20 protein-coding genes are annotated in these 18,822 nt (G+C 66.4%); 15 read left to right on the top strand and 5 right to left on the bottom strand.

Annotation, left to right across the window (positions count from 1 at the left end; genetic code table 11):
- Window positions 1-13: 13 nt before the first annotated feature.
- A complete protein-coding gene (locus CAL12_RS10830) occupies window positions 14-427 on the bottom strand; it encodes a RidA family protein (RefSeq protein WP_086064482.1) in 414 nt (137 codons plus the stop codon).
- A 67-nt stretch (window positions 428-494) separates the two neighbouring features.
- A complete protein-coding gene (locus CAL12_RS10835; RefSeq protein WP_420042768.1) occupies window positions 495-1,508 on the bottom strand; it encodes an agmatinase in 1,014 nt (337 codons plus the stop codon).
- A gap of 151 nt (window positions 1,509-1,659) precedes the next feature.
- Between CAL12_RS10835 and CAL12_RS10840 the strand changes: the two genes are divergently transcribed.
- The 3 genes from CAL12_RS10840 to CAL12_RS10850 all read left to right on the top strand — a co-directional run bounded on the left by CAL12_RS10840 (window position 1,660) and on the right by CAL12_RS10850 (window position 4,683).
- On the top strand, window positions 1,660-2,574 hold the full coding sequence (locus CAL12_RS10840) for a LysR family transcriptional regulator (protein WP_086064483.1): 915 nt from the start codon (window positions 1,660-1,662) through the stop codon (window positions 2,572-2,574).
- A gap of 92 nt (window positions 2,575-2,666) precedes the next feature.
- Window positions 2,667-3,617, top strand: a complete 951-nt coding sequence (locus CAL12_RS10845; protein ID WP_086064484.1) for an alpha/beta hydrolase — start codon at window positions 2,667-2,669, stop codon at window positions 3,615-3,617.
- Between the two features lie 82 nt (window positions 3,618-3,699).
- Entirely contained in the window at window positions 3,700-4,683 is a 984-nt protein-coding gene (locus tag CAL12_RS10850) for a tripartite tricarboxylate transporter substrate binding protein (RefSeq protein ID WP_198298428.1), read from the top strand.
- A gap of 21 nt (window positions 4,684-4,704) precedes the next feature.
- Here the strand turns inward: CAL12_RS10850 and CAL12_RS10855 are convergent, their stop codons facing one another.
- A complete protein-coding gene (locus tag CAL12_RS10855; RefSeq protein ID WP_086064485.1) occupies window positions 4,705-5,040 on the bottom strand; it encodes a thioredoxin family protein in 336 nt (111 codons plus the stop codon).
- 172 nt (window positions 5,041-5,212) lie between these two features.
- Between CAL12_RS10855 and CAL12_RS10860 the strand changes: the two genes are divergently transcribed.
- The 5 genes from CAL12_RS10860 (at window position 5,213) to CAL12_RS10880 (ending at window position 9,061) form a co-directional block, all read left to right on the top strand.
- On the top strand, window positions 5,213-5,506 hold the full coding sequence (locus CAL12_RS10860) for a hypothetical protein (RefSeq protein WP_086064486.1): 294 nt from the start codon (window positions 5,213-5,215) through the stop codon (window positions 5,504-5,506).
- Between the two features lie 25 nt (window positions 5,507-5,531).
- Window positions 5,532-6,335: a DUF72 domain-containing protein gene (locus CAL12_RS10865; protein ID WP_086064487.1), complete on the top strand. Its 804-nt coding sequence runs from the start codon at window positions 5,532-5,534 to the stop codon at window positions 6,333-6,335.
- Window positions 6,332-7,066: a GNAT family N-acetyltransferase gene (locus CAL12_RS10870; protein WP_086064488.1), complete on the top strand. Its 735-nt coding sequence runs from the start codon at window positions 6,332-6,334 to the stop codon at window positions 7,064-7,066. Before CAL12_RS10865 ends, CAL12_RS10870 begins: the two co-directional genes overlap by 4 nt.
- Window positions 7,067-7,069: 3 nt before the next feature.
- The gene (locus CAL12_RS10875; RefSeq protein ID WP_086064489.1) at window positions 7,070-7,591 is read left to right on the top strand and encodes a cupin domain-containing protein; all 522 of its coding nucleotides are present in this window, start codon (window positions 7,070-7,072) and stop codon (window positions 7,589-7,591) included.
- 117 nt (window positions 7,592-7,708) lie between these two features.
- A complete protein-coding gene (locus CAL12_RS10880) occupies window positions 7,709-9,061 on the top strand; it encodes a lytic murein transglycosylase (RefSeq protein WP_232464777.1) in 1,353 nt (450 codons plus the stop codon).
- 79 nt (window positions 9,062-9,140) lie between these two features.
- Here the strand turns inward: CAL12_RS10880 and CAL12_RS10885 are convergent, their stop codons facing one another.
- A complete protein-coding gene (locus CAL12_RS10885) occupies window positions 9,141-10,289 on the bottom strand; it encodes a hypothetical protein (protein WP_086064491.1) in 1,149 nt (382 codons plus the stop codon).
- Window positions 10,290-10,483: 194 nt separating this feature from the next.
- Between CAL12_RS10885 and CAL12_RS10890 the strand changes: the two genes are divergently transcribed.
- Window positions 10,484-11,854: an MFS transporter gene (locus CAL12_RS10890; RefSeq protein ID WP_086064492.1), complete on the top strand. Its 1,371-nt coding sequence runs from the start codon at window positions 10,484-10,486 to the stop codon at window positions 11,852-11,854.
- Between the two features lie 91 nt (window positions 11,855-11,945).
- Window positions 11,946-12,488 (top strand): hypothetical protein, encoded by a 543-nt coding sequence (locus CAL12_RS10895; protein WP_086064493.1) that lies wholly within the window; start codon window positions 11,946-11,948, stop codon window positions 12,486-12,488.
- Between the two features lie 88 nt (window positions 12,489-12,576).
- Here CAL12_RS10895 and CAL12_RS10900 read toward each other — a convergent pair whose 3' ends face one another.
- Window positions 12,577-13,659: a flavodoxin family protein gene (locus CAL12_RS10900; protein ID WP_086064494.1), complete on the bottom strand. Its 1,083-nt coding sequence runs from the start codon at window positions 13,657-13,659 to the stop codon at window positions 12,577-12,579.
- Between the two features lie 134 nt (window positions 13,660-13,793).
- Between CAL12_RS10900 and CAL12_RS10905 the strand changes: the two genes are divergently transcribed.
- The 5 genes from CAL12_RS10905 to CAL12_RS10925 all read left to right on the top strand — a co-directional run bounded on the left by CAL12_RS10905 (window position 13,794) and on the right by CAL12_RS10925 (window position 18,777).
- Window positions 13,794-14,969, top strand: a complete 1,176-nt coding sequence (locus CAL12_RS10905; protein WP_086064495.1) for an extracellular catalytic domain type 1 short-chain-length polyhydroxyalkanoate depolymerase — start codon at window positions 13,794-13,796, stop codon at window positions 14,967-14,969.
- 118 nt (window positions 14,970-15,087) lie between these two features.
- Window positions 15,088-15,939: an HAD family hydrolase gene (locus CAL12_RS10910; RefSeq protein ID WP_086067815.1), complete on the top strand. Its 852-nt coding sequence runs from the start codon at window positions 15,088-15,090 to the stop codon at window positions 15,937-15,939.
- A gap of 67 nt (window positions 15,940-16,006) precedes the next feature.
- A complete protein-coding gene (gene tadA, locus CAL12_RS10915) occupies window positions 16,007-16,459 on the top strand; it encodes a tRNA adenosine(34) deaminase TadA (protein WP_086067816.1) in 453 nt (150 codons plus the stop codon).
- Window positions 16,456-17,397, top strand: a complete 942-nt coding sequence (locus tag CAL12_RS10920; RefSeq protein ID WP_086064496.1) for an LD-carboxypeptidase — start codon at window positions 16,456-16,458, stop codon at window positions 17,395-17,397. Before tadA ends, CAL12_RS10920 begins: the two co-directional genes overlap by 4 nt.
- Before the next feature lie 147 nt (window positions 17,398-17,544).
- A complete protein-coding gene (locus CAL12_RS10925) occupies window positions 17,545-18,777 on the top strand; it encodes a cation:proton antiporter domain-containing protein (protein WP_086064497.1) in 1,233 nt (410 codons plus the stop codon).
- The last annotated feature ends 45 nt before the right edge of the window (window positions 18,778-18,822 follow it).

The raw sequence follows: 18,822 nt of genomic DNA on the forward strand, positions 1-18,822 counted from the left end.
CTCCTCTGCGTGTTCAGTCGGGAATGACGGCCGTGGCGTCGATCTCGACCAGATATTCCGTGCGGGCGAAGGCGCTGATGACCAGGCCGGTGGACACCGGAAACACGCCTTTCAGCCACTTGCCGACCACGTTGTAGACCGCCTCGCGGTAACGCGGATCGGAGATATAGATGGTGAGCTTGCAGATGTGGTCCAGCTGGCTGCCGGCTTCCTTGAGCAGCATATCGATATTTCGCATGGCCTGCTCGGCCTGTCCGGCGACGTCGCCGATGCTGACGCATTCGGACGTATCCAGATTCTGGCCGATCTGTCCGCGCAGGTAGACCGTGGTGCCGCGCGCCACCACCGCCTGGCACAGATCGTTGTCGATCTTCTGCTCGGGGTAGGTCTCGCGCGTATTGAACTTGCGTATGCGTGTGTGTGCCATCGTGGTTTGCGTGTGGTGTGTGTGGTGGGCGGTGCGGAAGGAGATCGACGCTTCAGGTCCGGTCGATTCAGGTCCGGTCGAAGTAGCCGGCGCGGATGGTGCTGCCGATCAGGTTGACGATCAGGCGGCCGGCGGTCACGCAGGTCAGCCGGGTGGGCGTGTCCTTGGCCGGCTGGATTTCGACGATGTCCATGCCGACCACGCGGCCCTTGCGGACCAGGCCGTGTATGAGCTTGCGGGCCTGCAGGAAGTTGACGCCGCCTGGAGCGGGGCCGTCGACCGCCGGCATGATGGTCGGATCCATGCCGTCCGCATCGATGGACAGGTAGTAGTTGCCGCCGTCCGGTATGCGCGCCAGGACGGCGTCCATGCCGATGTCGTGCAGCTCGTAGGCGCTGATCAGTTCGGTGCCGTAGGCCTTGGCCGCTTCGTAGTCGGCCGGGCGGCCGCTGCCTTGGGCGCGCAGGCCGATCTGGATGATCTTGCCCACGTAGGGAAGCTCGGAGGCGCGGCGGATCGGGCTGGACAGCCCGTCGCGCACGCCGTTGACGTCGTCGCGCCAGTCCAGGTGCGCGTCGACGTGCACCAGCGTGATCTCCTTGCCCAGTTCCTCGTAGCCGCGCAGGACCGGATTCGTGATCGCATGGTCGCCACCCAGCACGATGGGCAGGCCGCCGCCGCGCAGGATATGGCGCACCGCCATCTCACAGCGGCGGAAATGCTCGCCGGGCACGTGGATGTCGGGCATCACGTCGCCACAATCGACGAAACGGATGTCCGTACGGCCCTGCAGCAAGGGTCCGTCGATATCGAAGTCGTAATGCTCCGGGGCGCGGACCATGCGGTCGGTGACTTCGCGGATGGCCTGCGGCGCGCGCGTCTGGTCGTTGCTGAAGGCCTGCGGCGTGTAGGGCGCGCCGAAGGGCATGCCCAGCACCGCGATGTCGGCGCGCAGGCCCTCCAGTTCGGTGACCAGCTCGGAGTACAGCAGGGTCTTGTGGCCGGTCTTGGGCGGGACGGTAAGGGGGGAAGTAGCCATGGTGGGAATGAAGGCCGCGGACGACGGCGCCTTGGTTTGCATGGCGGCTACTTTACGGAGCAGTGACAGGCTCCGAAAAATGATATTTTTGCGTGCCTAGTCTTGAAAAACGAGACTTGTTATCGGGTTTTCCCGCGCCAGGCGCCGTGTCGCGCGCGGGTTTTCCCGAGGATATTCCGGGGCCGGGACGCCTATGCTGAAGCTCGATTTCGATGAACGCAATCTGCGGTCGCTGCGCGTGTTCTGCCACGTGGCGGAAGCTGGCGGCTTCGCCGCCGCCGAACGCCGGCTGCTCATGTCCAAGGCGTCGATCAGCCGCCACGTCCGCGACGTCGAGGCCCGCCTGGGCGTGCGGCTGTGCGAACGCGGCCCGGGCGGATTCCGGCTGACCGCCGAAGGCGTGGTGGCGCTGAACCTGGCCACCACGGCCCTGCGCGCGCTGGCCCGCATCCAGCCCGAAGTCGATGCCGCCCATGGCGTACTGTCCGGGCCGCTGTCCATCGGCCTGGGCGAGCACACCCTGACGCATCCGGATTGCCACCTGCCGGAAGCGCTGGGCGAACTGCACCGGCAGGCGCCCAACGTACGGCCGGAAATCGTGGTGATGTCCTTCAGCGAACTGAACCAGGCCTTGCATACGCAGCGCATCGACGTCGCCATTCGCGGCAAGTACAGCGAGGACCGCGATTTCAACTACCTGCCGCTGTACGTAGAGACCCACCGCGTCTATGTGTCGCGCAGCGTCGCGCTGGCGCGCGACCAGGCGCGGCTGCCGCTGGTCTATCGTTCGCATCCCTACGTGGAGCGCGCGCTGGCCACCGGCCGCTTCGAACGCGGCCCGGAAGCGGGCGGCCTGGACGCCGTCGGCGCGCTGGTCGCCACCGGGTATTACCAGGGACTGCTGCCGACCCATTACGGTGAGCTGCTACAGGGCAGGTACGGCCTACGCCTGGCGGCGCGCGGCGTGCGCTATTCCCACACCGGCTGCGCCGTGACGCTGGCGTCCCGGCCGCTCAGCCACCGCGCGGACCTGTTCCTGCACGTGCTGCGGCAGTTGCACCGACCGCCGCGTATCGCCGCCGCGAACAATGAAGGCTCGTTTTCGTGAACAATCTGTTCACCGTCGCCTGTTGAATCACTCCCCTTGCGGGTTCACCATGTTTTCCTCTGTACGTCACTTTGCTCTCATAGGAAAACATCATGGCTCAAGCAGCATCTACCCAGGATCTGGGCGGCACCAACGCCGTCACCTGGCAGGGGGGAGAAGAACACTGGATTCAGCGCGACGGCGACGTCAAGCTTTTCATGTGGCACAAGCCGGCCGCCGCCGGCGTGCCCCACGCGGGCACCATCCTGTTCGTGCATGGGTCGTCCATGGCTTCGCAGCCCACCTTCGACCTGAGCGTCCCCGGTCGTCCCGACTCTTCCGTGATGGACTGGTTCGCCGCGCGCGGCTTCGATACCTGGTGCATGGATAACGAAGGCTACGGCCGTTCCAGCAAGCATCGTCCGATCAACTTCGATATTCCCAACGGCGCGCTGGACCTGGCCGCGGGCAGCGAGTACATCCTGCAGCGCGCCAAGGACAAGAAGCTGATGGTCTACGGCATTTCGTCCGGCGCCTTGAAGGCCGCGCTGTTCGCCCAGCAGCATCCCGATCGCGTCGCCCGCGTGGCGCTGGACGCGTTCGTGTGGACCGGCGAAGGCAGCCCGACGCTGGCGCAACGCAAGCTGAAGCTGCCGGAATTCCTGGCCAAGAACCGCCGTCCCATCGACCGGCCGTTCGTCGAAAGCATCTTTTCGCGCGACCATCCGGGCTGCGCCGACGACAACACGGTTTCCGCCTTCGCCGACGCCATCCTGTCGCTGGACAACTCCATGCCCACCGGCACCTACGTCGATATGTGCAGCAAGCTGCCGCTGATCGACCCGGAAAAGCTGCTGGTGCCCACCATCGTGATGCGCGGCGAGTACGACGGCATCGCTTCGTTCGACGACCTGGCGGAGTTCTTCAAGCGCCTGCCGAATACCTTCAAGCAGTTCACCGTCATGCAGGGCATTTCGCACGCCAGCTTCCAGCAGAAGAACTACAAGATGGTCTACCACATCCTGCACGCCTTCTACACCCAGCCGGAGCCGGTGTATCGCTGACACCGACGCGCCCATGCGGCGCCATGCGAGAGCCCGGCACACCGGGCCTCGCCTTCCATGAATAAGAACGGAGGAGACTACGATGCGACATCGAATTGCAAGTGCGGTGACGGCGCTCGCGCTGTGCGGGGCCATGACAGCCACGGCTTGGGCGCAGGGCGATACGGCCAACTATCCCAGCTCGCCGATCAAGCTGGTCGTGCCCTTCGCGCCGGGCGGTTTCACCGACGTCGTCGCGCGCATGCTGGGGGAAAAGCTCAGCCCGGAACTGGGGCAGCCGGTCGTGGTGGAGAACCGCATGGGCGCGGGGTCCACCATCGGCACGGACTACGTCGCCAAGGCGGCGCCGGACGGCTACACGCTGGTACTGATTTCCACGACGCACGTCATCGGGCCGTGGCTGTACAAGAAGCTGCCCTATGACGCGATCAAGAGCTTCGCCCCGATCACCAAGCTGGTGGACAGCCCCTACGTGCTGGTGGTCAATCCCAATGTGCCGGCCAAGAGCGTCGGCGAGCTGATCGCGCTGGCCAAGGCCAAGCCGGGAAGGCTGGATTATGCGTCGTCGGGCAACGGCAGCAGCCAGCACCTGGCGGCCGCCTTGTTCGCTTCCATGGCGGACATCAAGATCAATCACGTGCCTTACCGTGGCAGCGGGCAGGCCCTGGCCGATATCATCGGCGGCCAGGTGTCCATGGGTTTCCTGGGGGTGACCGCGGCGCTGCCGCAGATCGCGGCCGGCAGGCTCAGGGCGCTGGCCGTCACGACCAGCCAGCGCTCGGCCGACCTGCCAGACGTGCCCACGCTGGACGAAGCGGGCGTGAAGGGCTATGAGGCCAACATCTGGCTGGGCCTGCTGGCGCCCGCCGGCACGCCCAAGCCGATCCTCGACAAGCTGCATGACGCCACGGCAAAGGTGATGCGCGGCCCGGACGCGGCCAAGGCGCTGGCCACGGCGGGCCTGACCTTGAGCCTGAGCAGCGAAAGCGAGTTCGAAGCGCTGCTGAAATCCGAATCCGCCAAGTGGGGCAAGGTGGTGCAGGACACCGGGGCCACCGTCAACTGACGATGTCCGCCAGCCGCGACGCTACGGCAGGATGCCGGGATACCCGTCCAGCGCCAGGCTGATCTGCTGGCGGATGTCCCAGTCCTGCAACCGGGCCTGCACGGGGCCGTGGAAGGCCCCGTTGCGCACCACGAACATCGCCGGCAGGTGAAAGACCTCGTAGCGCTCCACCAGCCCGCCGTTGTCGCCCGCGTCCACCCAGCATATCCGGTCCACCGGCAGGTCCATGCCGGGCAGCTGTTCGCGCGCCAGCTTGCAATTGCCGCAGGTCCGGCTGTGGAAGACCACCAGGGACAGGCCTTGCGCATCCAGCAGGAAGCGGTCGGCCGTGCCGTCGTTCAAATCGATTTCTTCCATCACTTCAAGATTGCATCCGGTTCTGGCGGGTAGGCTGCATGTTAGCCGCATCCCCCGGCCGCCGCGGGAATGACCACGACCGCCGCCACGGTATCGCGCCAGGGCGGCGGTGCGCTTTCGTGTCGCCCGAGTATGGTTAAGATAAGCGGAACCGGCATCCTCACGAGGCGACATGCAATCGAACAGTTTTTTCGAATCCCTGGGCAATGTGCTGGGCGAAATCATCCGATCCATCGTCGGCGTCCTGCGCTACGTACTGGGCGGCATCGGCCGGGCGATCAGCCAGTTTTCCGAAGGCTTGGCCCATGCCATGGGCATGAGCCCCAATCTGTTCAATTTCGCGGTGCTTATCCTGGGCGTGCTGCTGCTGATCGCGGCGATACGCGCCTTGCTGCGCCGCTCGATATTGGGTTTCCTGTTCTGGGCCGTCCTGGCCGTGCTGGTCCTGGGCGCCCTGATCGGCTAGGCGCCCGCAACATCGGAGAACGCATATGGCTGCAGGCCGCATACGCACTGGCATCGGCGGATGGACCTTCGAACCCTGGCGCAAGAACTTCTATCCTGACGGCCTGCCGCACAGCCGCGAACTGGAGTACGCCAGCCGGCAGGTGACCGCCATCGAGATCAACGGCACCTACTACAGCACGCAGAAGCCCGCGTCCTTCGCGCGCTGGCGCGACGAAACGCCGGACGATTTCGTGTTTTCGCTCAAGGCCACGCGCTACGCCACCAACCGGCGTGTGCTGGCCGAAGCCGGCGATTCGGTGCAGCGCTTCATCGGCAGCGGGCTCGGCGAACTGGGTGACAAGCTCGGTCCCATCGTCTGGCAATTCGCGCCCACCAAGGTTTTCGACGCCGAGGACTTCGAGGCCTTCCTGGCCTTGCTGCCCGCCAAGGTCGACGGCCGCCGCCTGCGCCACGTCATGGACGTACGCCACGACAGCTTCATGGACGCCGCCTACCTGAAGCTGGCGCGCAAATACAAGGTGGCGACCGTGTACACCGACTCTGACAAGTTCCCGTCCTTCGCCGACCTGACGGCGGATTTCGCCTATGCGCGGCTGATGCGCGCCAGTCCCGACAACCGCGCCGGCTATCCGCCCAAGGCGCTGACGGCCTGGGCCGAGCGGGCCCGGACCTGGGCGGCCGGCGGCCAGCCGGAGGACCTGCCCTACGTCGACGCGGCGAAGGCCAAGCCCAGTGCCAAGGGCCGCGACGTCTTCATCTATTTCATCAACGGCCACAAGGAAAAAGCGCCGGCCGCCGCGCAGGCGCTGCTGGAGAAGCTGGCATGAGCCGCATCAACGACTATGGACAACCGATAGGCGACGCGCTGCCGGGATGGACGCCGCGGCCGCGTCCGCCGGCCACGCCCATGCAAGGACGCTTTTGCCGCATCGAACCGCTGGATCCGGCGCGCCATGGCGACGATCTGTACCACGCCTACAGCCAGGCGCCGGACGGCCGCCTGTGGACCTACCTGTCCAACGAACCCTTTCCCGATCGGGCCGCGTTCGATGCCTACCTGGACAAGGCCGCCGCGAGCACCGACCCCTTGCACCACGCCATCGTCGACAGGGCTACCGGCAAGGCCATCGGCAGCGCGGCGCTCATGCGCATCGATCCGGCCAATGGGGTGATCGAGGTGGGGCACGTGACCTATTCGCCGCTGCTGCAGCGTACGCCGCACGCGACGGAAGCGCAGTACCTGTTCATGAAGCGCATATTCGATGAACTCGGCTACCGCCGCTATGAATGGAAATGCGACAGCCTGAACGAGCCGTCGCGCAAGGCCGCGATGCGCTATGGGTTCACCTTCGAGGGTATCTTTCGCCAGGCCATCGTCTACAAGGGGCGCACGCGGGATACCGCGTGGTTTTCCATGCTGGATAGCGAGTGGGCAACGCTGCGGACTGGCTATGAGGCATGGCTGGCGCCGGATAACTTCGACGCGCAGGGCCGGCAGCGCCGCGCGCTCTCGGCTTGCCTGGGACGTGAGCATGCCGCGTCGATGAGCCTGGAGTAGGGCGTGGCAAACGATGACGCCGAAGCGCGGCACCTGATCGATCGCCTGGGGTTGCGGCCGCATCCGGAAGGCGGCTACTACCGTGAAACCTATCGCGCGGCGGAAGCCGTGCATCGGCCCACGCTGGCGGTGCAACGTTCGGCCAGCACCGCCATCTATTACATGCTGAGCGGCGATGCATGGTCGGCCTGGCACCGTATCCGTTCCGATGAGATCTGGCATTTCTATGCCGGCGGCACCTTGCTGGTCCATGTGCTGGACGAGCAGGGCGCATTGACGACCCATCGCCTGGGCAATGCGGTCGACGACCCGGGCTGCGTGTTCCAGGCCGTCGTGCCGGCCGGCTGCTGGTTCGCCGCGGAACGGGTGCGCACGGACCGCCATACCCTGGTCGGTTGCACGGTCGCGCCGGGATTCGAGTTCAGCGATTTCGAATTGGCCGACGTCGAACGCCTGGCGCTGGCGTATCCCCGGCACAGGGCGCTGGTGGCCAGGCTGGGTCCGCGGCAGGGCGCGTTACCATAGGTGGTCCACCAACCACCCGCACGCGTCCGCGCGTGCCGCGACATCGAGATGCCTTTGCTTCAATCCAGCACCGATCTCTCCACGCAACGTTCGCTCCCTTCGCCGCAGGCGCCGCGCATGCGCATTGCGCCAGGTTTCGCCCGCTGGCTTCCCGTCCTGTTGCTGACGGCGGCCGGCATCGCCGGCTGCGCCCAGCCCGCCACCAGCGCGTCGGCCCAGGGCGCGGGACCGTCGTCCCCCGTGGCCGGCACCGCGCCCGCGATGCCCACGGCCGGCGCGGCGCCGGCCGAACAGGACCGCGATCCCGCCCAGTGCCTGGCCACCCTGCGCAACGGCGCGCCCGCCAACGGCGTCAGCGTGGCGGATTTCGATCGCTATACCCAGAATACGCGCCTGCTCGCGGTCACCGTCGCGGCGGCCAAGGCGCAGCCGGAAGGCAAGGAAACCTGGTGGGACTACATCGCCAAGACCGTGGACGACCAGCGCGTTGCCGATGGCAAGGGCGTCATGGACAAGTCCCGCGACGCGCTGGACAGGATCGACGACCGCTACCAGATCGACAGCGAACCGCTGGTCGCCATCTTCGGCATCGAGACCAACTACGGCTCCCAGCTGGGCAAGGTGGACGTGCTGAACGCCTGGTTGACGCGCGCCTGCACCGAGCAGAAGCCCTTGTGGGTCAAGAACGTCTACGCGTCCGTGCGCCTGCTGCGCGACGGCACCGTCACGCGCGACAACTTCATCGGGTCATGGAGCGGCGCCTTCGGCATGACGCAGTTCATCCCGACGTCGTTCTACGAACTGGCGGCCGATGGCGACGGCGACGGCCGCATCGATCTGTATGGGTCGCTGCCCGATGCGCTGGCGTCCACCGCCAATCACCTGCTCAAGCGCAGGGCGACCTGGACCCGCGGCATGCCCGCGGTCATCGAGGTGCGCCTGCCGCCGTCGATGGCGGCGACGCTGCCGGCATCGCCCGACGACGAGATCATGAACCGCGACGATCGCCGCACCCTGTCGCAATGGAGCGATGCCGGCGTGACGCGTGCCGATGGCACGCCCTTGTCCACGGTCGCCGTTTCGCAGCCGTGGCAGACGGTGCAGGCATACCTGTTCGCGCCCACGGGTTCGCGCGGTCCGGCCTTCCTGGCCACGCGCAATTTCGATGCGATCCTGCACTACAACCAGTCGCATAAGTACGCGCTGGCGGTGAGCCTGCTGACCAACCGGCTGAAGGGCGGCCCGGGATTGATCGCCGCCTGGCCCACCGACGATCCTGGCCTGTCGCGGGCGCAGATCAAGGAATTGCAAGGGCTGCTGGCCGCGCGCGGTTATGACGTCGGTACGCCGGATGGCATTCCCGGCAGCAAGACGCGCCAGGCCGTGGCGGCGGAACAGCAGCGCCTGGGCCTGCCGCAGGACGGGCGCGTGGGCTACAAGATCTATAGCGCGTTGCGCAGCGGCGGATAGGCGCGCACGCCGGCGTATACGGGCGATACGGCCCGGCCTGTCGGTGTCGCTTCCGCCGACGGGCCGGCCACGGGGCCGGCTACAACGCCGGCAGCACCAGATCCGCGGTCCCCGGCCGCACCCAGCGCACGCACTCGCGCGTGGTATCGATGCAGCCGCCATCGATATACACGCCGCGCGGTTCGCGCAGGCGAACCATCAGCTTCAGGATACGGTCGACTTCGGCCGGGTCGCTCATCGACGCGCGCACCCGCTCCTCGACGAGGCTTTCATCCAGGCGCAGCACGCCCTTGTCGTCCGTATGAACGCCGTGCCGCCAATGGTAGATCTCCACACACTTGGCGGTCAGGCTGAAGGGCTGCCTGTGCTTCCAGAAATTGTTGAACATCCCCCCGCCCAGGTAGAACACCCAGGAGCCTTCGAAACCTTCGACGTTGGAGGAATGTTCGTCCGGATTGCGAAACCACAGCCGGTCGCCCGGCACGTAGAACCGCGGCGGCAGGGGCGCTTCCATGGAGCCGTATTCGCGCAGGAATACGTCGTGGAACAGGCCGGACATGATGGCGCGCTGCTCCCAATGCCGCTGCAACTCGGCCAATAGCGCGGGATTGCTGACCGCCAGTTCCTGGGCGATGCCCAGCAAGGTCACGTACTCGGTCGCGCGATAGCAGGAAAACGAGTACAGCTTGCCCGAGGCTTCCGGCTGGGTCGCCTTGATCAGGCCTTCGATCAGCGATTTGCCGGGAAGAATGGTGAAGCCGCGCGCTTCGTCGTAGGTCCAATAGTCTTCGGGACGTTCGGCATGTTCGGTATCGAAGGCCAGTTCGGTCAGGCTGGCGGCATGGACGATGTTCAGCTTGATGCGCACTGCTGAAACGAACTCGTCATGGCTGGGATAGCGGAAGGGGACCGGCGCGGCCAGCATGGCGAGCACGATTTCGCGTTCCAGGTTGCGGGCATCCCCCGGGAAGCGCGCTTCCAGCGCCTCGGCCAGCCGGGTCGTGTCATGCCCCGGCGCCCATTGCGCCGCCGCGGCTTCCGTCAGGCGCCAGCCCGAGACGGGGCCGTCGTCGTCGCGCCATGATTCCATCGCGACCAGGTCGTCCAGGCCCAGGTCCCGCAGATAGCCGGCCATGCCACGCACGGTGCCATCGGCATCGGCCGGGGCACCGAAGACCTGGACGCCAAGCGCATGGGCATGCGCGGAAAACGTGTTGACTCGATTCACGTGTAGGCCTCCCTGGCCCGTCGCGCCTGAGCGCGTTGCTGACGATACGCTGAACGAATATGCCGTGAAAACCGGGGATTTCGAGGCCTTGTTCCGGCGGATTTCGCGATCATAGGCGATCGGCCTATCATTGCGGAATCCGGGCGCATGAGGCGCCGCGCACGACGCGGCAGCCCCGCCCATAGCGAGGGGAAATGAAGGAAGGTTCGTCACACCGCGGCATGCTGTGGGTAGTCGCCGCGGGGTTTTTCATGCAGTCCCTGGACGCCACGATCGTCAACACCGCGCTGCCCGCGATGGCGGACAGCCTGCACGAGTTGCCGCTGGCCATGCGCCCCGTCATCGTGGCGTACTCCCTGTCGATGGCCATGCTCACGCCCGCGTCGGGCTGGCTGGCCGATCGTTTCGGCATACGCCGCCTGTACTTCACGTCCATCCTGATCTTCGTGCTGGGCTCGCTGTTCTGCGCCATGGCGGGCTCGCTGTCGCAACTGGTGATCGCGCGGGTGGTGCAGGGGGTCGGCGGGTCGATGCTGCTGCCCATCGGACGCCTGTCCATCCTGCGATCGGTGCGGGGCGACGCCTATATCGCCGCGCTGGCCCTGATCTCCATCGCCGGGCAGGTGGGACCGATGATCGGGCCCATGACCGGCGGCTGGCTGGTGCAGGTGCTCACCTGGCACTGGATCTTCCTGATCAACATCCCCATCGGCATCGTCGGCCTGTTCGCGGTGCGGCGCTTCATTCCGCCGGAGACGACCGCGTCGACGCCGGCCTTCGATTTTGTCGGTTTCACCTTGCTCTCGACCTGCATGGTGGCGTTCTCGCTGGGCATGGAAGGTTCGGAGGGGCCCGACCGCGTCATCTATACCGCCGGCCTGATGGCGCTGAGCGCCTTCACGGTTTTCGCCTACATCGCCTATGCGCGCAACCGGGCGCGGCCGCTCTTTCGCCTGGGCCTGTTCCGCGACGCGACCTTCAGCATGGGGCTGGTCGGCAACCTGGTATCGCGCGTGGGCAGCAGCGGCGTCGCCTTCCTGTTGCCGCTGCTGCTGCAATTGCAGCTGGGCTACGAGCCTTTCTACGCGGGGATGATGCTGTTCCCCGTGGCGCTGGCGGCGCTGCTCACCAAGCGTTGGGTGGCGCCCCTGGTGCGCCATTACGGATACGAGGCCTTCCTGTCGGTGAACACCATCGTGGTGGGGGTGTCCATCATGTCCTTCGCCCTGATCACGCCCGGCTGGCCGCTGGCCCTGCAGATCCTGCAGTTGGCGATCTTCGGCGGCGCCAATTCCATGCAGTTCGCGGCCATGAACAGCGTGACGCTCAAGGGCCTCAGCGTGGAGGACGCGGGCAGCGGCAACAGCCTGTTTTCCATGGTGCAGATGCTGGCATTGAGCCTGGGCGTCAGCCTGAGCGGCGGCCTGGTGGGCGCGTTTTCACATGGCGCCCATGCGGACGCCTGGGGCTTTCGCTGGACCTTCATATGCGTGGGTGGCGTCACGCTGATGTCGACGCTGATTTTCAAAAGAATGGATGCCGGTACGGTGCGCGGCAACGCATAAGCGTCTATGCTCATCCATGGGCACGGCGCTTGCTGTACCGTGGCTTTCGCGAACGTGCCGCACCAGCGGCCATCGGACTAGGAGGTCAAGCATGACGCATCGAATCAAACTGTCGGCAATGGGATTGGCATTCTGCGCGGCGGGCGTATTGGGCGCCGCCGCCCCGGCATGGTCCGCGTCCGGTACGGATGCGCAATATCGTGACGACGTCGCGCGCTGCAAGAGCGGCGCCTCCGGCCAGGACCAGGCCGCTTGCATGCGCGAGGCCGGCGCTTCGCTGGTCGAGCGCCGCCGCAATGGCCTGACCACCCCGACGGACGCGCAGCGCAACGCGACGGCGCGCTGCGACTCGCTGCCCGCCAACCAGCGTCGGGATTGCATGATCCAGATGTCGGGCCAGGGCAATACCACCGTGCAGGGCAGCGTCTCCGGCGGCGGCGTGCTGCGGGAAACCGTCATCCAGGTGCCGGCGGGCACCCCGGGCGCGGCGCCGCAGCCTGGCTATACCCAACCGGGCTATACGCAACCCGGCTCCATGCAGCCGGCCCAACCGCTGGCGCCGCCCCCGGCCATGCCGCCCGCCGGCTACGGCACCCCCGGCGCAGCGCCCTATGGCACGATGCCGCGTCAGTAAATAAACGGCAAGGCAATGGAGCAAACCGGCCCGGCAATATGCGGGCCGTTTTGCTTTTCCGTTTTGCTTTTGTCATTCCTGTTGTCATTCATTTGGGTCGAGGATCCTTCAAGCCGTCGTCCGGCCGGCCCATCCTGCCTTCACGCACCTGCCTGACCGCGGTTGCGACCGCGCGCGCGACGTTACGGACTTCCTCCTGCACGGCATGGTCGGCGTCCAGGTCGTCATGGCTGGTGGCATAGGGTTGGTAGTAGCCGACGTAGCGGTCCAGCCGAGCCGACGCGCCCGCGGCGATCAAGCCCATCCACTCCAGCCAATCGCTCAATGCGCGCCGCTGGCCCTCGATGCCGGCGACATCGCCATGCACGACCAGCCCGTAGACCCGGCCGGCCAGATGCTTGGGATAAGGCCATCCCGCGAGTTCCAGCTGCTTGGCCTTCGAGGGGTCCTTGCCCGAGGTGGAAGAGGGATCCGGATTGCCGCCGTCCGCGCAGACCAGCCGGTCCATCATCAGCTTCAACGGGCTGGGCGACTGGTACCAGTACGTGGGCGCCAGCAGAATCACCGCATGTGCCCGTACCCATTGTTCGTAAATGTCGTTCATGCAGTCGTTCACCTGTCCCAGCGAGTGGTTCGGGTAGCAGCTGCACGGCCAGTGGCACAAGGGCATGGCGGTCGACACGCAGCCCTTGCATGGGTAGATGATGCGCTCGTATTCGGAGGTCAGCCGGCTCAAGTCCAGCACGTCGGTTTCCATGCCGGCGCCGTCCAGCACCGACCTGGCCAGGTCGGTCAACCGCCAGGTCTTGGATATTTCGCCCGGACAGGTGCCGTCGTTGCGCGAGCTGCCGGCGATCAGGAGCACCCGTGAGGGCGTGCCTGCTTGCGCCTGGATATGTGCGGCTTGCCGCAGCCGCGCCGAAGCCGCCTTCCATTCGACCGACAGGTCGTAGTCCGGATCGGCGGCGCCAGGGCCGGCTTTTTCGGTGATGGGTGCCTTGCGGCTGTTCCGATAGCCATCCCAGGCGATGGCTTCCAGGCGTTCGATCGCGGCTTGTTCGGCGCGGAACGCGGGATCGTAGAACCGCCGCAGGAAACGCTCGCGGAATTGCTCACGCGACAGTTTGCCGGGCGCCTGGCCTTTGCGGACGTGGATGGGAATCGTGGACATGGGCTGAGGTAGTGAAGGAACCAGCTCAGCCTGCGCAAGCCGTGTACCGCTCGGTGAGCGCACGCGGCGGTTGCTGCAACGCAGCATAAGGCGTTAAATGGGAGCCATAACAATCGTCCGTCAGGCAGAACGTGATGCGAAGCAAGTTGTCCACGCTGTTCTTTTCCACCGCTCGCAAAGTGGCGCGGCTGCAGCGGACGGCGTGGCGCCTGGGCATGCCAGGGTTGTTCGAAGACAGCCCCGCGCGAGCGCGTAAAAAACCCGCCAAGGCGGCCAAGCCCGCGGCGGCCGCCAAGCGCGCCAAGACCCCTGTGGCGAAGGGGGCCAGGTCGCCCGCTGCCCGCATCGCCGGCAACGCCGATGTTGCCTCGGAGTTCGACGCGACCGCCTACGCCGGCACATGGAAGACGCGCATATACCGTACGCCCCCTATCCCGGGCGCCTGGCCGGTGCGGCTGTCATATTTCGTCTACGCGCCGCCCCGGCTGCGCAAGGACTGTCCGATGCTGATCATGCTGCACGGCTGCGAGCAGAGCGCCACGGATTTCGCCCTGGGCACGCGCATGCATCGACTGGCCGACCGCGAAGGCCTGCTGCTCGTCTATCCGCAACAGTCGCAGCGGGCGCAGCGCCATCGCTGCTGGCACTGGTACCAGCCCGACGCCGCGCACGGCTATGCGGAGGCCGACGCGATCGCCGGCATCGCCATGGCCGCCATCGAGGATTACCGCGTCGATCCGACGCGGGTGTACATCGCCGGCCTGTCCGCGGGGGCCGGCATGGCCGCGCTGGCGGCGCTGCGGCATCCGGGGGTGTTCGCCGCGCTGGGCATGCATTCCGGGCCGGTGCTGGGCAGCGCAAGAAGCGCGGGCGAAGGCTTGCGCGCCATGCGGCACGGGGCGGCCCTGCCACCGGCGCAGGCCATGGCCACGCTGCTGCCGGATCGTGCCGCTTTCCCGGGCATGCCGGCCATCATCCTGCAAGGCGATAGTGACGCGGTGGTGGACAAGCGCAGCGGACGCCAATTGCTGGCGCAACTGGCGTGGGCCAACGGGTTGGAGCTGGATGAGACCGCGGGCGCGGAGGCCGAAGCGTCGGGCACGGACCGCCACCATCTGCGCATCGATGTGCCGGCCGGCCGCGGCAGCGTCGTGACCTTGTGCGAAGTGCCCGGGCTGGGCCATGCCTGGAGCGGCGGCGACGGGCGCGTGCGGTTCCATGCGCGCCACGGGCCCGACGCCGCGCGTCTGATGTGGCAGTTCTTCAAGAGCCGCCGGCGCGTCCCCGCGGCGGTGTCCTCGAGCGCCTGAGCCGCGGCGTGTTCCGCTCGCCAAAGGCTGTCAGGTGGACGCATCGCCACGGCGCGGGCCTGCGTGGGTCTGGTGAATTCAGGCAAAATGGCGGCTACCCTTACGCCGCGCTTTGTTCATGTCCGACGTCATCGCCCTGATTTTCGATTTCGACGATACGCTTGCGCCCGATAGCACCTCAGGCTTTCTGGACAGCATCGGCGTGGACACGGCTGGCTTCTGGAAGGACCAGGTGGGCCCGCTGTTGTTCGAGCATGACTGGGATCCGGTGCCGGCCTACCTGTATCGCATGATCCAGCTGTCCCGCGCGGGCAGCCACGGCGGCGCCATCACGCGCGAACGCCTGCGCGAGTGGGGCGGCCGGCTGCCCCTGCACGATGGCGTCACCACGGTATTCCAGCGCCTGCGCGACGCGGTGCGCGAAGCGCAGCCCCAGGTTTCGCTGGAGTTCTATCTGATCTCCAGCGGGATCGGCGACGTGGTGCGCTCCACCGCCATCGCGCATGAATTCACGGAAATCTGGGCGTCGGAATTCACCTACGACACGGCTGGCGGCATCGAGTTTCCCCGCCGGGTCGTCAGCTTCACCGACAAGACGCGCTATCTGTTCCATATCCAGAAAGGCATCATCGGACGCGAATTCCGCAACAAGCCTTTCGAGGTCAACCGGAAGGTGCCGGAGGACCGCCTGCGCGTGCCCTTCGACCAGATGGTCTTCGTGGGCGATGGCTATACCGACATCCCTTGCTTTTCGCTGATACGTGGCGCGGGCGGCATCGCCTTCGGCGTGTGGGATCCGCGCCATCGCGACAAGCGCAGCCGGGCCTGGGGCTTCATCGAACAAGGCCGCGTCTCCAACCTGAACCACGCGCGCTATGACGAAGATGCCGAACTCTACCAACTGCTGGAAGAAGCGGTGACCAGCCTGGCCCATCGTATCGCCTTGAAGTCCCGGGCCTACCGTGGCTGATCCGATCCCGCCCATAGCGCCCATATCGTCGGTCGTGGCCGGCGATCAGGCGGAGTTCGATACCGCGATGATGCAGCTGGCGCTGGAGCAGGCACGGGCAGCCTGGCAGGTCGGCGAGGTGCCGGTGGGCGCGGTCGTCGTCGACGCCCAGGGCCAGGTGCTGGGCACCGGCTACAACCGCACCATCATCGATGCCGATCCGACCGCGCATGCCGAGATCGTCGCGCTGCGCGCGGCGGCGCGGCGGCTGGCCAACTACCGCCTGCCGGGCCTGACCTTGTATGTCACGCTGGAGCCCTGCGTCATGTGCATGGGGGCGATGCTGCATGCGCGGCTGGCGCGCGTATGCTATGGCGCCGCCGATCCCAAGACCGGCGCCTGCGGCAGCGTGCTGGACGTCGGCGCCGTGGCCCAACTCAATCACCACACGTCGTTTCATGGCGGCGTCCTGGCGGAACCCTGCGGCGACGTGCTGCGGCAGTTTTTCCGGGCGCGTCGCCTCAAGGAAATCACCCAATGAGCAGCAAGCAAGGCATCTACCTGTTTTCACCGTCTTCCGCCGTGCAGGATCCGGCCACGTTGGAGCTTGCCCGGCAGCGGCTGCAGGCCGAAGGGTTCACGACGGTGATCGACCGCGCCGCCACCGCCACCCATCAGCGCTTCGCCGGTACGGACGAACAGCGGCTGAAGGCGCTTGCGCGGGCGCTGAAGCAGAAGCTGCCCATCGTCATGGCCACCCGTGGCGGCTATGGGCTGGGGCGCCTGCTGCCCATGATCGACTGGAAGGCCGTGGCCGACAGCGGCAAGCGCTTCGTCGGCATGAGCGATTTCACGGCGTTCAACCTGGCGCTGCTGGCGCAGACCGGCGCGGTCAGCTACACCGGCGCGACCGCCATCTACGATTTCGGGGGCAAGAGCGCGGACGAATTGACCACCGCCTTGTTCGGCGAGCTGATGCGCGGCGAGCTTGAAATCCTCAGCTTCGAAACGCCGGATGCGGATCCCGTGGATTGCCGCGGCATATTGTGGGGCGGCACGCTGGCCATGGTGGCCTCGCTGGTCGGCACGCCGTACATGCCGAAGATCAAGGGCGGTATCCTGTTCCTGGAAGACGTCGGCGAACATCCCTACCGGGTCGAGCGCATGCTGACGCAGCTGTGGCAGGCCGGCATCCTGCAGAAGCAGAAGGCCATCGTGCTGGGCCATTTCACCGAATACCGCCTGGCGCCGCACGACGCCGGCTTCGACATGCCGGCGGTGGTGGCCTGGCTGCGCAAGACGGTCAAGGTCCCGGTGCTGACGGGCCTGCCCTACGGGCATATCAGGTCCAAGGCCACATTGCCGGTAGGGAAGAAGATAGGCATCGCCACCGAACCCGGTATGGTGCATCTTGTGCTGGACGAACACGATCATCACCACGATGACGGTCACGGCCATGACCACGGTCACGGCCACTGAGTCCCGGGGCGCGTGTAGCCCTGGCTTGAACCCGGGCGCCTGAGCCCCCGGCTCGCCATGATATCCTCCAAGGGTTGAACGCGATTCAGCCCATATTCAGGATGCCGCCAGGCGGCGCCGCCAACCTGCCGATCTCCAGGAGCTTGCATGCCACATTCCACACCGCTCATTACGACGATCGTGGGCGGTCTGGTATTGGCCTTCATACTTGCCGCCCTGGCGGTCAGGCTCAAGCTGCCGCCCCTGATCGGCTATCTGTGCGCGGGCATCCTCTGTGGACCCTACACGCCGGGCTTCACCGCCGACAGCCATCTCGCCAACGAACTTGCCGAACTGGGCGTGATCCTGCTGATGTTCGGCGTGGGCCTGCACTTTTCATTGCGGGACCTGCTGTCGGTCAAGCACATCGCGGTCCCCGGGGCCATCGTGCAGATCGCCGCGGCGACCGCGATGGGCCTGGGGCTGTCATGGATGCTGGGATGGAACATGGGGGCGGGCCTGCTGTTCGGCCTGGCCCTGTCCGTCGCGAGCACGGTGGTCCTGATCAAGGCCATGGAAGACCGCGATCTCGTCGAAACCAACGACGGCCGGATCGCGGTGGGCTGGCTCATCGTGGAAGACCTGGCGATGGTCGCCGCGCTGGTCCTGATTCCGGCGCTGTCCGGCGTGTTGGGTGGCCGTGAGGATAATGGCGCCAACACATCGCTGTGGATGATCCTGAGCCTGACCGCGCTCAAGGTGGCCGCCTTCGTCGTCGTCATGCTGGTGATCGGACGGCGCGTCATCCCATGGCTGCTGGAACGGGTCGTGTATACCGGCAACCGCGAACTCTTCCGCCTGGGCGTGCTGGCTTGCGCGCTGGGCATCGCCTACGGGGCGACTGCCCTGTTCGACGTGTCCTTCGCGCTGGGGGCCTTCTTCGCCGGCATGGTGATGGCCGAGTCCGAGTTCAGCCAGCGCGCCGCGGACGAATCGCTGCCCTTGCGCGATGCGTTTTCCGTACTGTTCTTCGTATCGGTGGGCATGCTGTTCGACCCGATGGTCCTGATACGCGACCCCTGGGGCGTGCTGGGCACCTTCCTGATCATCGTGGTCGGCAAATCGATCGCGTCCTACGTGATCGTGCGGGCGTTCCGCCATCCCAAGCTGACGGCCCTGACCATTTCCGCCAGCCTGGCGCAGATCGGCGAGTTTTCGTTCATCCTGGCGGGCCTGGGCGTCAGCCAGGAAATCCTGCCCAAGGCAGGGCAGGACCTGGTCCTGGCCGGCGCCATTCTGTCCATCCTGGCCAATCCGCTGCTCTTCAACGCGCTGGACCGCTATCGGTCCAGGCTGGAAGGCAACCGCGTGCGGCCGGAAGCGCCGGATCCCGGCGTCTAGCCAGCGAGCCGCCTCGGGCCGATACCGGCCAGGGGTCCGTCCGCG

The sequence above is a fragment of the Bordetella genomosp. 8 genome (assembly GCF_002119685.1).
Taxonomy (GTDB): Bacteria; Pseudomonadota; Gammaproteobacteria; order Burkholderiales; family Burkholderiaceae_B; genus Bordetella_C.